Source organism: Botrimarina hoheduenensis (genome assembly GCF_007859815.1).
Taxonomy (GTDB): domain Bacteria; phylum Planctomycetota; class Planctomycetia; order Pirellulales; family Lacipirellulaceae; genus Botrimarina; species Botrimarina hoheduenensis.
The window spans coordinates 1-13,297 of record NZ_SJPH01000009.1; the positions used below are offsets into that span (position 1 = coordinate 1).

The 13,297-nt window shown below is 62.9% G+C and carries 13 protein-coding genes; 4 read left to right on the forward strand and 9 right to left on the reverse strand.

All coding sequences use genetic code 11. The features are described 5' to 3' along the window. Nucleotides 1-455: 455 nt before the first annotated feature. Nucleotides 456-728 (reverse strand): hypothetical protein, encoded by a 273-nt coding sequence (locus Pla111_RS14820; protein WP_146575234.1) that lies wholly within the window; start codon nucleotides 726-728, stop codon nucleotides 456-458. Nucleotides 729-1,329: 601 nt separating this feature from the next. Between Pla111_RS14820 and Pla111_RS14825 the strand changes: the two genes are divergently transcribed. Then, entirely contained in the window at nucleotides 1,330-2,439 is a 1,110-nt protein-coding gene (locus Pla111_RS14825) for a Fic family protein (protein ID WP_146575235.1), read from the forward strand. Between the two features lie 472 nt (nucleotides 2,440-2,911). Here Pla111_RS14825 and Pla111_RS14830 read toward each other — a convergent pair whose 3' ends face one another. The 8 genes from Pla111_RS14830 to Pla111_RS14865 form a co-directional block, all read right to left on the reverse strand. After that, nucleotides 2,912-4,363, reverse strand: coding sequence for a glycoside hydrolase family 130 protein (locus Pla111_RS14830; RefSeq protein WP_146575236.1), 1,452 nt, complete (start codon nucleotides 4,361-4,363; stop codon nucleotides 2,912-2,914). Then, entirely contained in the window at nucleotides 4,353-6,680 is a 2,328-nt protein-coding gene (locus tag Pla111_RS14835) for a glycosyltransferase family 4 protein (protein ID WP_146575237.1), read from the reverse strand. The genes Pla111_RS14830 and Pla111_RS14835 overlap by 11 nt, the downstream gene beginning before the upstream one ends. Before the next feature lie 33 nt (nucleotides 6,681-6,713). Continuing rightward, the gene (locus tag Pla111_RS14840) at nucleotides 6,714-7,769 is read right to left on the reverse strand and encodes a glycoside hydrolase family 130 protein (RefSeq protein ID WP_146575238.1); all 1,056 of its coding nucleotides are present in this window, start codon (nucleotides 7,767-7,769) and stop codon (nucleotides 6,714-6,716) included. After that, entirely contained in the window at nucleotides 7,766-7,999 is a 234-nt protein-coding gene (locus Pla111_RS14845) for a hypothetical protein (protein ID WP_146575239.1), read from the reverse strand. Before Pla111_RS14845 ends, Pla111_RS14840 begins: the two co-directional genes overlap by 4 nt. 124 nt (nucleotides 8,000-8,123) lie before the next feature. After that, on the reverse strand, nucleotides 8,124-8,360 hold the full coding sequence (locus Pla111_RS14850; protein ID WP_146575240.1) for a CsbD family protein: 237 nt from the start codon (nucleotides 8,358-8,360) through the stop codon (nucleotides 8,124-8,126). 67 nt (nucleotides 8,361-8,427) lie between these two features. Beyond that, complete coding sequence (locus Pla111_RS14855; protein WP_146575241.1) at nucleotides 8,428-8,841, reverse strand: hypothetical protein; 414 nt, start codon at nucleotides 8,839-8,841, stop codon at nucleotides 8,428-8,430. Then, on the reverse strand, nucleotides 8,838-9,074 hold the full coding sequence (locus Pla111_RS14860; RefSeq protein WP_146575242.1) for a carbon storage regulator: 237 nt from the start codon (nucleotides 9,072-9,074) through the stop codon (nucleotides 8,838-8,840). Before Pla111_RS14860 ends, Pla111_RS14855 begins: the two co-directional genes overlap by 4 nt. 298 nt (nucleotides 9,075-9,372) lie before the next feature. Continuing rightward, nucleotides 9,373-9,888, reverse strand: a complete 516-nt coding sequence (locus tag Pla111_RS14865) for a hypothetical protein (RefSeq protein ID WP_146575243.1) — start codon at nucleotides 9,886-9,888, stop codon at nucleotides 9,373-9,375. A 305-nt stretch (nucleotides 9,889-10,193) separates the two neighbouring features. On the opposite strand from Pla111_RS14865, the gene Pla111_RS14870 reads away from it, so the two are divergent. The 3 genes from Pla111_RS14870 (at nucleotide 10,194) to Pla111_RS14880 (ending at nucleotide 13,294) form a co-directional block, all read left to right on the forward strand. Then, nucleotides 10,194-11,309, forward strand: a complete 1,116-nt coding sequence (locus tag Pla111_RS14870) for a transposase (protein WP_197525064.1) — start codon at nucleotides 10,194-10,196, stop codon at nucleotides 11,307-11,309. Next, the gene (locus tag Pla111_RS17700) at nucleotides 11,212-11,592 is read left to right on the forward strand and encodes a transposase (RefSeq protein ID WP_146575245.1); all 381 of its coding nucleotides are present in this window, start codon (nucleotides 11,212-11,214) and stop codon (nucleotides 11,590-11,592) included. The genes Pla111_RS14870 and Pla111_RS17700 overlap by 98 nt, the downstream gene beginning before the upstream one ends. Nucleotides 11,593-12,166: 574 nt before the next feature. Beyond that, nucleotides 12,167-13,294: a GspE/PulE family protein gene (locus Pla111_RS14880; protein WP_197525065.1), complete on the forward strand. Its 1,128-nt coding sequence runs from the start codon at nucleotides 12,167-12,169 to the stop codon at nucleotides 13,292-13,294. Nucleotides 13,295-13,297: the final 3 nt, after the last annotated feature.

The following is a 13,297-nucleotide window of genomic DNA, read 5'->3' on the forward strand; positions in this document are numbered from 1 at the left end:
CTCCAGGGCCTGCTTCGGCTACGCCTCAGCAGGCCCCTCCGCTACGGAGGGCCAGCGGAGTAGAGTTCAACAATCCCGATTCTCTCATCGCAGGTGGTACATAGATCGGGGGAAGGCCAGCGGCGGGAATCGAACCCCTGTTTCTTTCGACGCAAGTGGCTTGAGCGAGAACGACTTAGAGCGATGCCCGTTGTGCGCGGCTGCACTATGGCTGCACTCGCAGGTCACCGATGAGCAGGAATTGGCACGCATCGGCACAATTCTGAGGGCTTGGCCGACGCTCACTGAAGCGCGGAAGCAAGAACTCGAACGAAGAATTGGCGATACTCAGTAGCGTTGACGAACTGTCCCGTCGACCAGTCGCGAATCGCGTATCAGCGCAGCGATTTCCCAACGACTACCAACAGAAGAGAAGAGCCGCCCGTTTCCAGGCGGCTCTTAGGGAGTAGGCGGGGCTAGGGTTTGCTCGCCAGGTAGTCGGCTTCTTCGAGCTCACGGACCTTGTCGTAAGCTAGGCCGTAAAGCCGTGCCGCTTGGATCAGCTGGGTCCCACTCAGAGAGGTGGTCTCGTGGTAGTTCCCGGCGTCGTCCTTGTAGCTTCGCTGGACCGCCGAGGTCGAGTAGAAGCCGCGGCCGTTCTCGCTCTCGTTCTTCCAGATGGCGATCTGCAAGAGGCCGTCCTTGAGGCGGGCGACAGGTTCGTTGGTGGTTGCAGTTGGGTTCGTCATGGTCTTTCTCCTTTTCATGTTAGTTGACCTACGCATCCGCTTTGTCCACCGCAAAGCGGGCGTGTCCAACGTCTGCCCGGAGGGACCACCAAAGAATCTCTAGCGCAGCGCCTTGAGAGATTGTTTTTGGCGTTTGACTCGACCGCTGCGGGGGGCAGGATAGCGCTAGCCAATCTGACTTGAAAAGCGAAAAGAGCGACGAACCGAACACACGAGACGGACGCTTCGCACAAACCCCGGCCTATGCAAGTCGCTAGCTGACGATGAGTGAGAGGAGGGACGCCCCCCTCGACCCCGTCTTGGGCCGCGGAACTGCCCGGACGATCACGAGAACGATCCCGGGCGCAAGCAAAGAGTGCGGCCCGAGCTGCTCCCGAAGGTGAGGTGCTCGTCTGCCAAGCGCCGCGTGAAGGGAGGTCGGCCGGCAGACAGCGGGCAAGCACAAACCAAACGCCGCTGCCGGGCGCCGACGGCGATGATCGGGGCGGCGGCTTGGGTGGTGTTGCAGCGATAATCCCGCGTTTTCTGGGGCGGTCTCCGCCCAGCCTTGCGCCGTGCGGCGAATAGGTGCTATAATCACCGCAGGAGAAGCGGTGAATAGATGCCTTATATCCATGAACAACCCGACTGGCCCCAGCTGACCTGGGACAACGACGAGCTGGCGGCCCCGCTGGCTGAAGTGCGTCATCAGCAAGGGCGGCTGCTCGGCAGGATGGAGACGCTCGGCTTCGACCTGCGGAACGAGGCGAGCCTCGTCGTGCTAACGGCCGACGTCGTGAACTCTTCGGCGATCGAAGGCGAGCAGCTCGACCCCCATGAAGTCCGCTCCTCGATCGCCCGCAAGCTGGGCCTCGACGTAGCGGGCCTGCCGCAGCCGAGCCGCAGCGTCGATGGCGTGGTCGAGATGATGCTCGACGCCACGCAGCAGTTCCAAGAGCCGCTCACGGCCGAGCGCCTTTACGGCTGGCACGCGGCGCTCTTCCCGACCGGCCACAGCGGCATCCACAAGATCGACGTCGGGAAGTGGCGCACCGACGAGGCGGGCCCGATGCAGGTCGTTTCGGGGGCGATAGGAAAAGAACGGGTTCACTTTCAGGCGCCAACGGCAGACCGTCTGGCTGAAGAGATGGACCAATTCCTGGCTTGGTTCAATAGCTCACAGGTGAACGATCCCGTTCTGAAGGCCGCCCTGGCTCACTTTTGGTTTGTGACGATCCACCCCTTCGAGGACGGCAACGGCCGCATCGCCCGCGCAATCGCCGACATGTCGCTGGCCCGCGCCGATGGCTCAAGGGACCGCTTCTACAGCATGTCGTCGCAGATCGAGGCCGAACGCAAGGATTACTACCGGCAGTTGGAACTGGCGCAGCGCGGCGACCTTGACGTCACGGGCTGGCTGGCCTGGTTCGTCGGCTGCCTCAGCCGCACGATCGACAACAGCGACGGACGCCTCGCCGCCGTGCTCAACAAAGCCCGCCTCTGGCAAAGCCTTCAAGACCGCCCGGTCAACGAACGGCAACGCGCCGTCATCAACCGGATGCTCGACGGCTTCGAGGGCTTCTTGAGCACGTCGAAATACGCCAGGCTGGCGAAGTGCTCGGCCGACACGGCGCTCCGCGACATCCGCGAGCTCGTGGAGCGGGGCGTGCTGGTCCCGAATCCGGGTCGAGGCCGCAGCACGAGCTACCGCCTCCGCCAGGGCGAGGAATGACAAGACGGCGAGCGCTCGGGCGAGACCGGCTTTCGGGGGGTTCTCACGAGGTACACGCGATCCCGACTGCGCGTCGTTCGCGTCAGGCACGACGCGCCGATCGCAGCCATGCAGCAACAGGAAGTTCCCTCGATGCCTCCATCCGCGGTCGGCTGCCTGATCGCCCGCTTGACGCCATCCCGCCGAAGCGCAGAGGTGCCTTATCACGGGCAAGACCTCAGAGAGTTTGGCCTAGGCAGACGTCGCTCGTGATGGTCCAGCCGACTGGACTTTAGAACCATCCAGACTCGCGTCGGTTGCTTGATCTGGTCGGTGCGCATTCGCGAGTCATGGAACGCCCTCGTTGCATGGTATTGTGCCACAGCGACGCCGACGCCCTCTGTCGCTAAGCGGGCTTTGTCCGCGTAGCGCCAAATTCACGGCGACTCCGGGCGATCGACGCGCTGACTGCTCTCGCGGTTGTCGGGCGGCGTCAGACTGGCTCCATCGCCGCGAGCAACTCGTCCATCCCAACGGTTGCGAATGTCGAGGCGTAGTCGGACATGGCATAGGGGAGAACTAGGCGCCCTTCGTGGACGACGGCGCCGCAGCTGTAAACGACGTTCGGGACGTAGCCCTCGCGCTCGTTCTCATCGGGCGTGACGAGCGGTTGTGACAGGCGCCCGATCACTCGAGTCGGGTCGTCAAGTGCGAGCATGAAGGCTCCGATGCAGTATTTCCGCATCGGCCCGACCCCGTGACTCAGCACGAGCCAACCCGCCTCTGTCTCGATCGGCGAGCCGCAGTTGCCAACCTGCACGTACTCCCAAGGGAAGGTCGGCTTTACGACGATCTGCTTGGCGTGCCAGAAGTAGAGGTTGTCGGAGGTCATCACGAAAAGGTTTTCGCCGTCCTGCCGGGAGAGCATCGTGTAGCGGCCGCTGACGCGCCGTGGGAAAAGCGCGAAGCCCTTATTGGCGATCGCGGGACCATTCAGCGTGTGCATCTTGAATCGCAGGAAGTCCTCGGTCTCTAGCAGCTGCGGCAGCACCACTCTTCCGTCGTAGGCGCTGTAGGTGGCGTAGTATCGCACCGAGCCGTCCTCCTCCTGGAAGCGGACGAAGCGGGCGTCTTCGATCCCGGCGGTCTCGGTCGGGCTGTAGGGGAAGACGAGCCGCTCAGACAGCTTGGTTTCCGGGAGGTAGACGATCTCGTAGTTCGACTTTGCGAGCGTGATGATCCCGTCGAATGCCGCTTCGAACTCGTGGTGTCGCGTTCGATTCTCGCGGACAGTGAGCTTTAGGGCGTTTCCCAGCTGCTCGAGGGAGAACTCTTCTTCGAGCCGGCCCATTACGTGGTTGGTGAACAAGCCCGCCAGACCGAGTTCGTTTAGCTTTCTTACAAACAAGGCTTTTTGATACCAGGTGTCGGGGACGACGTCGGGTGGGGTCGCGAAGCGTGTCGGCTTATCGACCGTGATCGTGCATTCGGCGTCGATGACCCCGGATCGGAATGTGATCGAAGAGAGGTGTCCCTCGCCGGTGGCCCGTAGGCTGAGCACGAAGCGGCGTGAGCCCGCGGGCAAGCCCGATTGATCGGGATGCCAGACGATCGATGGGTTGAAGAGCGCCGCCGACTCGACGGCATACTCCTGGGTGAAGTACGCGCCGATCAGCAGCCGACGGTTCTCGCTCAACGGGGCGTCGGTGATAAGAAACTCCCGCACCTTTTCAAACCGCGCTAGCAGGAAGTCCCGTGGGCGTTGGTGACGCCCGTGAAACTCTTCGAGCACCTGGGCGATCAGCCGATCGACTTCGGATTCCGGCAACGCCGACAGGCGCGCGATGATTCGCAGCTTCCGCTCCTCCGGGAACGGGATAAAGGGGCGGAGGACGACCCGCTTGCTGTTAGGCGAGAGGACGATCCCGGTTCTTTTAATCTGCATCGACGAGCCGCAAGGCTTCCTTGGTCATTTTGCCGGCCGTCGTCGTGACGGCATTCGGTGCTGCGCTGATAGCCAGAGAGTTCTCGAGTTGCTCCATTTCAACGAGCGACATTAGAAACGCCAGCGTCGATTCGGCGCCCTGGTTCTCGTTGACGCGGCCCTCTTGCAGTCCGTCGTGACAGCCCCCCGTGCCCGTGTCGTAGAGAGGCTGCCCGAGATCATTGCGGCAGAGGAACCAGTCGAAGGCGAGATGTGCTTGGTCGACCCAGAACGAATCCCCCTCGGCGTTGTAGGCCTCGATTGCCGCGGAGATCATCGCGTGGGCCTCGATCGGCTGCTGGTCGTAGGCGGCGATAGGCTGCCCGCGGCGACAGAATCCGTTGCTGCCGATAGGCCGGAACCTCCCCTCCGGAGAGACCTGCTTGGCGACCAGCCAACGCAGCGAATCGAGGCCGATCCTCGTCGCCTTCTCGTTAGCGCTCCACCGACCGCTGAGGATCAGCGCGTGGGACAGCTTGGCGCTCGCGTAGGAGGCGATGCTCTCGAACCAGGGCCAGTCGTTGGTCGCGCTCCGCTCGTACAGGTCGATCAGTTTGTCGGTGAGGGTGTCACGCATCTGATCGACGAGCCGGTCGCCGCTGAGTCGCCGGAGGTATTCGTGGATGCCGATCAGGGCCAACGCCCAGGTCCGCGGCGATGTCGTCTTCGCGCAGGCGGGCAGGGCTTTCTGGAAGAGCTGCACCGACCACGACTGGAAGCTCCTCCGCCGTGATCGACCGGCACAGACGCCGAGCGCCCACAGAGTGCGTCCTTGCGAGTCGTCGGAGCCATCCACCTCAAGCCACTTCCGGTCGAAGCCCATGAAGTTCCGGAAACGACAGCGGTCTTCGTCGAACGCGTGGTTGAGGAACGCGGCGTAGCTTGAGGCTGCCTGGTGCAGCTCGATCGAATCATGCCCCAAGTCCTCGAGAAGCACCGTGAGGATGAGCGCGCGGGCGTTGTCGTCCGTGCAGTAGCCCTCTTGGAAGTTGGGCAACGAGAAGGTGGCGTGCTGGAAAATGCCGGTCGAGTCGGTCATCCGCAGCACGTGGTCGAGGCGGATCTTGGGGCGCGCCAGCGGCTGTTCGTCTAGCGTCTTGATCGCCAGAGGCTTCGGCAGTGCCGACTGGCTGTGCCTGGCGAGTTGGAACGAGTCGGCGTAAAGACCGGCGACGTGGCTCCAGATCATTTCGCGGCCCAAGACGTAAGCCTTCTTCCGCATCGCTTGTCGGCGTGGTTCGTCTTGCAGCAGGCCGATCGCTTCGCGCGCGATTGCCGCCGAGTCGCCGAAAGGGGTCAATACGCCCCGCCCCTCCGCGAGCAACTCTTCGGCGTGCCAATACGGAGTCGAGATCACCGCCTGCCCGCACCCGAACGAGTAGGCGAGCGTACCCGAGACGGCCTGCGCGGCGTTCAGGTAGGGCGTGATGTAGACATCCGTCGCCCCGATGAAGTTGGTCAGCTCCTCGAGTTCGACAAAGCGGTTGTAGAAGACAACGTTCTTCTGCACGCCCAGTTCCTTGGCCATCCGTTCGAGGCCGATCCGATAAGACTCCCCCTCGCTGCGGAGCAGGCTCGGGTGGGTCGCCCCAAGCACGACATAGACGAAGTTTGGGACTTCCCGGACGATGGCGGGCAACGCCTTCAGGACGACCTCGATCCCCTTGTTCGGCGAGAGCAAGCCAAACGTCAGCCCCACCTGTTTCCCCGCGAGGTCGAATTGGTCCTTGTAGAAGTCTGGGGCGGAGAAGGGACGGTCGGGGATGCCGTGGACGATCAGATCGATCTTCTCATCGGGGACTCGGTACTGCTCAAGGAGCGTCTGCCGACTCCGCTCGGTCATGACGACTAGGCGCGTTGAGAGATCGACCAGCTGCTCCATCACTCGGCGAAGCGTCTTGTCGGGATCAGGAAGGACCGTGTGCAGTGTCGTGACCACCGGGACCCTCAGGTCACGCAGAAAGCTCAAGACGTGAGCGCCCCCTGGGCCGCCGTAGATCCCGAACTCGTGCTGGAGCGAGACCACATCCACACTGCTGAAATTGAGGAAGTCCGCGGCGCGTCGGTAGGATTCCCGATCTTGTTCGGTGATCTGAAACCGGACGCTGGGCGGGTAGTCGTACCCCCCCTCGATGTCGTCCACGGGCACGACAAGACATTCGGTGTTCGCGAGTTCCGCGACGGCGCCGCTCAGGTCGTGCGTGAAGGTCGCGATGCCGCATTTACGCGGTGGGTAATCGCCGACGAAGGCGACTTTCTTGATATCGGGCTCGGACATCAGGGCCTCCTTGTTGGGGTTTGCGGTCGCACGTTAGTGAAGGGAAGCCAGCACCGCGTCGCGTGAAGTGTCCACAACGCCGACCGCGGTGTCCGCGGCCCCGTAGTAGATCGTCAGCCCCGTTTCGCGGTCGATCACGGCGGTAGGGAAAACCACGTTCGGCACGAACCCGGAACGCTCGAAGTCGGCGATTGGTCGCAGGAGGGGTTCACGACTCCGACGCAAGACACGCGTGGGGTCGTCTCGGTCGAGCAAGACGGCCCCCGCGCAGTAGGCGCCAACATCGCCGGGCCGTTCCGAGGAACCGCACCCATGGTAGATCACCAACCAACCTTCGTCCAACTCGATCGGCGGCGCGCCAGCGCCGGTTCGATCGCTCTCCCATCCGCTAATCCCCTGGAACAGGGGTTCGTGCCCGCCCCAGTGCAGCAGGTCGGGCGATCGGGCGATCCACACCTCGGGGCGGCAGAAGTCGGTCTTCGTCGTTGGACGATGCAGCGCGACGTACTGGCCGGCGATCTTGCGAGGGAACAAGACGACGTCCTTGTTCTCAGGCGGGAAGATGATCCCGTGACGCTCGAACCGGACGAAGTCGCTGGTCGAAGCGATGGCGGTCGCCGCCCCGTGCCGCGAAACGGCGACGTAGGTGATCCAGTGGATTCCGTCGATCGTCGTGATGCGCGGGTCTTCGACTCCGTACTCTTCGGCAGGAGACTCCGGCACGAAGACCGAACCCGCTGACCAAGGCTCTGACTCGCCGACTCCGCGACGGAACACACGAAGATGAGACAGCGAGGTCAAACGGGCCACGCCGTCGTGCTTAGAGCGGACGACGCGCGGGTCGCTGAGGTCGAACGCCGCCTCGGGCTCCCAATCGATCGTCACCGCCCCGCTGGGACCAACCCGCGGCAGCCCGACAAACCCCGGCTGATCCGGGAGGGGCCTCTCGGCAACTCTCGCCAAGAGCATCGTCTCATCTACGACACGCGTGGCGCCCGGGTTGAAGACGCCGATCACCTGGAAAGCACGATCGAGGGGAGTCAGGTCGTCGGGGCTCAGCACCCGCTGTCTTGCCTTCGAGTCGGTCATCGACCGGATTGGTACGAGAGGTTGAAGCGATTCCGCTGGGCCGCACGCTCCCCGTCCGTGCTGGGCACGATGGCGACCTCCACGGTGCGTAGCTCCCGACGTTGCTTGTCGGCTTGGTCGCGGCTGCACTGGGGATGGACTCCGCCAGCCGAGTAAGAAGCGTGGCCACAGAACGGGCACTTCTTCTGCGACTGCGGCTTCATCAGGGGCTCTGGCTTCTTGTTGCTCACCGAGAAGGGTCCTTTGTTCTGATTGTCGCCGCGGAAGAGGAGAGAAGATCGGAGACGAGCGAACGAGGCTCGGCATGGGCGTCTTCGTTCGAGGCCGACAAAAGATGATTGACGCATTCGCTGGTCACCGACATGCGGCTCGATCCATATTCTGCGGCCGGGAAGTAAGTCTCATCGCGAACTCGTCGATGCGTTCGCCCGCCCTCGCTTTGCCGCCTCCGTAACGTTGCTCGTAGAGGTCGATGAACCGAGCACGATCTCCCCCAATAAACGCGAGGTCGTCTTCGCTCAGCTTGCCCCAAGTGAGCAGCACCCGTTGGCAAACAAACGCCCATTCCCGCTTGATTTGATCCCAGCTCATGCGTCCCTCCGCTTGCTGCCTCGAATGGGGTGTGTTGCCGGCTGTTGGAGAACAACCTGGAGGCGACTCACCCCGCATCGTGAGAACTCGATCGTGCTACTTCGTATTCGTTCGTCCCGGTGACACGCGATAAACAGTACCGCTGCGTGGCCGGAGGGCTTTCCTCAGCGGCCCCGGAGGGCACGCCCTCGGCATCGACCGCGTTGAGGAACGGCTCATCCGGACCAACCGGGTTGGTGACGATGAGGCTGAATTGGGCCTGGTCGAAAACGCGACCGAGGTAGCCGGCGACTAGCGGGTACGGCCGCGACAGAGCCTCAGCGCCAAGGCGGAAGGCTTCGTACGCGGATCGATCGGTGAAACCGTAGACCGCCACGCACGCTTTCCCCGCGTAGTCCCGGCAGAGCGGGCCCTTAGGTCGTGCGTTGTCGTCGATGAGCACGTAGCGCGGCGCCAACACGGTCGCCTGGAGGATCGTCATGTGGCTCCAATGGATTCGTCCTGAGCGACTTCTCGGCGCTTCGGCACTGGCACGGTGACCGAACCGGGATAGATTGCCGGTTCGCAGGCCAGCAGCTCGCCGCGTAGGATCGGAAGATCTGCCGGGGCGTCGATCCCCAATCGAACGACCGAACCCTTTACGCCGAGCACCCTCAGCAGGATGTGATCGCCGATCCGGATCAGCTCATCGGTTCGTCTGCTTAAAACTAGCACCCGTCCCTCCTTGGCTGGTTACTGGACAATCCCTAGTCGTGCGCCTGGATAGGCGGACAACAAGCCTCCCAGGCGACGGTCCGTGATGCCCGGGCCGTAAGCCACCCGGAAGCTGACACTTCCCGGCGCCGAGCCGGAGATAATCGGCTCGCTCGTCTTGAAGACAAACTCTGAACTGAGTGAGGCGAGCAGGGCGAGTGCCGACTCCACTCCGTCAACAACGACAAGACACGAGTAATCTCCGTCTTGCGACGAGCTATCCCTTGGATTGTCGGCCTTCGTTGGTTGCTCTCTTTGTCTAGCTTCGCTTCGACGGCTTCGCTTTGGAAGTATCCGCCATTCGCTTGCAGCGCTGTGACACGGACGCGAAGGGCATTCCTTCGGCAAGCTCATAACGCTCAGCACGGACAAACCAGAAAGCCAACCCGCCTGTATTGTGCAACGGCTGACCCTCAGCGGCTGGCGCGCGAACCCCCATCGATCCCTTGCGACCGGTCTTCTGCCAGCCTCGCTGCTCCATGATCATCCTTACGATGACACCAACCGCTTGTCGCAAGCGTTTCGTTTCGACGGGGTGAACAGCTGCGAAGTAGGCGTCGATCGAGGGGTGCGCCTCAAACTCGCGGATCACCCCGGCGAGAGCTGCGCGGTCGTGATGCACCTCCGACTCCTCCATCCTTCGTTGGCGGTCACCATCGCTGAAGAAAGCCAGCACCTCGTCGAGCGGTTGTGCGGGGTCGTTCAAGACATCGGAGAACGTCCTACCCTGCCGGTCCGCGGCGAAGTTTTCCCGCAAGACGACCACGGCTGACATCCGATCGACTCCGGCTTGTGAAGACCCCGCCCTAATGTAGATTCCATTATTGTATCTGCACGCGGGCGAATAGCAATCGAGAAAGCTTCGGAATCGTTTGGCGAGTGAGCGCCAAGACATGAACGGTGTCCTGTAGTGTGGCGTCGCATCCGATCTTCGCCCCCGACGTGGCTTCGCCAAGCAACTGGCGACGAGGCCGAAGGGACAGTCCCTAGCTGCCCGTTGAAAAACCGCCTCCATCCGCCGCATGAAGGCGCTAGACTCGCGTCGCCGAAGAATTGAACGCCAGGAGGTCAGCGATGGGGATGCGACGACGAGGTCGAGAGCAGCAGGCCGAGCTGTTTGTGACGGCGGACCGGTTGCCGAAGAGCGAGGGGCACGTCTTCTACCGGAAGCTGAACGGGCTGCTCGGCGAGGCGGGCTTCGACACGTTCGTCGAGGGTCTCTGCGAGCCGTGCTACGCCGACCCGTCGCGAGGCGGCCGGCCGTCGGTCCCGCCGGGGGTCTACTTCCGGATGCTGGTGGTGGGGTACTTCGAAGGGATCGGGTCGCAGCGGGGCATCGCCTGGCGGTGCGCGGACAGCCTGTCGCTGCGGGGGTTCTTGGGCGTGCCGCTGACCGAGAGCACGCCGGACCATTCCTCGCTGACGCGGATCCGCGACCGCCTTTCGATCGAGATTCACACGCGGGTATTCCAGTTCGTGCTCGCCCTGGCGAAGGAGCAGGGCCTGCTGAAGGGGAAGACGGTGGCGGTCGACTCGACGACGCTCGAGGCGGACGCGGCGATGAAGAGCATCGTCCGCAGAGACTCGGGTGAGGACTGGAAGGAGTACCTCCGGCGGCTGATGCAGGAAGAGGGGCTGAGCGAGGAGGACGATGAGCCGAGCGACGAGGACCTCCGCCGGTTCGACAAGCAGCGTAAGAACAAGCGGGTCTCGAACGAGGAGTGGTTCAGCCCGACCGACCCCGACGCTCGGATCGCGAAGCTGAAGGACGGCCGGACGCACCTGGCCTACAAGGCCGAGCACGTGGTGGATATCGACACGGAGTTGATCCTCGCGGCGGAGGTTTACCACGCCGACCACAGCGACCAACAGACGCTGGCCGACAGCGTGATGGAGGCGGTCGAGAACACGAAGCAAGCCAAGAGCGACCAGGAGATCGAAGAGGTGGTGGCTGACAAAGGCCACTCCCAGAAAACACAGGCACTCGGCCGCGCAGTTGGAGTTGGTCAATTCACTCAACTTCCGCACCTACATCCCGGAGCCGAAACAACGGGGCAAGTCGCGGCTGAGCGAGAAGCCCTTCGAGCAGCAGCAGGCGGTGAGGGCCAACCGTCGAAGAACGAAGACCGCCAAGAACAAGCGGCTGCAGCGATTGCGATCGGAGCGGGCCGAACGATCGTTCGCCCACGTTTGTGAGACGGGCGGCTCGCGACGCACGTGGCTGCACGGCATCGAGAAGGTCCGCAAGCGGCTGCTCACGTCGGCGATGACGCGGAACCTGGGCCTGGTGATGCGTCGGCTGCTGGGCATGGGCACGCCAAGGGGCCTGCAGAAGCCCAGGCCGCTTGCTGCGCTTGCGTGGCTCGCCCAGATCGCCACGCGGCGGCTCATCGCCCTCCTACCGCCGCCGTGGCGTTGCCCACAGAAAACAGCAAACAATCGAAGAATCGACACCGCTCCATTCGCGATCGCCGCTTGAACCCGATAGTTCAACGGGCGGCTAGGTCGCACTGCGCGACCTTGGCAGCTGTGATTTGCATTGAGTGCGTAGCTGCCGAGGTTGCCTCACCCGCGGTGCTCAAATCGAGCGACGAACCTGCTGAGGTGCCATCGCCGAAGGTAGACCGCTGCGACTTCGCGGTCTGGCTGAGCCGCTGGTGGTGGTCCAACTTCGGCAACTTGGCCCGAGCCGAATTCAGAAGGAAGCAATGTCCACCGACGCGGGCTAAGGGGATAGTCAAAACTGCTGAGAACGATCAAAACTCCGCAGGTTTGGCGGATGTCGAAAACCGGTAAGTAGTATACGGACGACGCTCACTAGCTTCCCCGGTGAGTCGAACCTCCGTTCGGCGAGCCGGCGTTGCTCGTTCGCCGACATTTCTGGGCCTGCAACTTGGCTGAATCGGCGCCGTGAAAGGGTGGAGAAGGGTCGCGACGTCTCTTAGAATGCCATCTTTCTTAGAATGAGTGCGGCTAGGAAACGGCCGACCTTCGCAGGTTGCTCATCGCCATCCATCTGTTGCCCCACGCCATTCGAGAATCGGCCTAACGCTATGACATGGCCCTCGAATGCGCCGGAACTCGTCCAAGTCTTGCTCGAGCAGACTCTCTCGAAAGGGGCGAGTGACCTGCACCTGACGCCAACGCCCGAGGGGCTTGTAGCCGAGTGGCGGATCGACGGCGTCATGCAAACGATCGTGACATTTCCGCCTTCGATCGGCCCGAATATCGTGTCGCGATTGAAGGTGCTGTCTGGTCTGTTGACGTATGAAACCAACAAGCCGCAAGAAGGACGCCTCCGCCTCGAAGGGCTGGGCAGACCGATGCGCCTCAGCACACTGCCGACGGTTTTCGGCGAGCGAATCGTCGCGCGAGTCATGTCGGAAGACGCCGGGGAACTTGCGACGCTGAGTGGTATGGGGATGCCGGTGGACGTAGCGCGAGTCCTTGAGCGATCTCTGGCTCAAACGAGCGGGGCGGTGCTGTTTGTCGGTCCGTCTGGCGCCGGGAAAACGACGACGGCTTACGCTAGTTTGCGTACGATCCGCGAGCAGTCGGCTGGCGGTCGGAGTGTGGTCTCGCTCGAAGACCCCGTCGAGGTGATTGTGCCCGGCGTCGCACAATCGCAGGCCAATCCCCATGCAGGCTTCGACATGCATGCCGGCCTTCGGGCAATTGTCCGGCAAGACCCGGAAGTCATCTATGTCGGCGAGATCCGCGATTCCGAGACGGCGCACATCGCTTTTCAAGCGGCGGTTACCGGACAGTTGGTAGTCACGACCTTCCACGCCAACGATGCGGCGACGGCCATCACCCGGCTGCTCGACATGGGAGCGCCGGCGTACATGATTCGGTCCGCGACTCGGGCAATCGTCGCCCAGCGTTTGCTCCGTCGACTCTGCACCGAGTGCCGGCGTGCCGCGACACACAGTAATTGCCAGGCCTGCGGAGGGATTGGGTACCGGGGACGTGTCGTCGTTGCCGAAGCGGTCGACCTCACGACATCGACACTCGCTGACTCAATTCATCCCGGATACGATCGGGTACAGTTCGCGAAGGAACTCCAAGATCGCCAAGTCGCTTGCCTACGTTCGCAGGCCGCCGACCTCGTCTCTGCCGGGGTCACGGATCAGCTCGAGGTCGATCGCGTATTAGGGTGGAACGAACGCGCTGGCGCGTAGCCC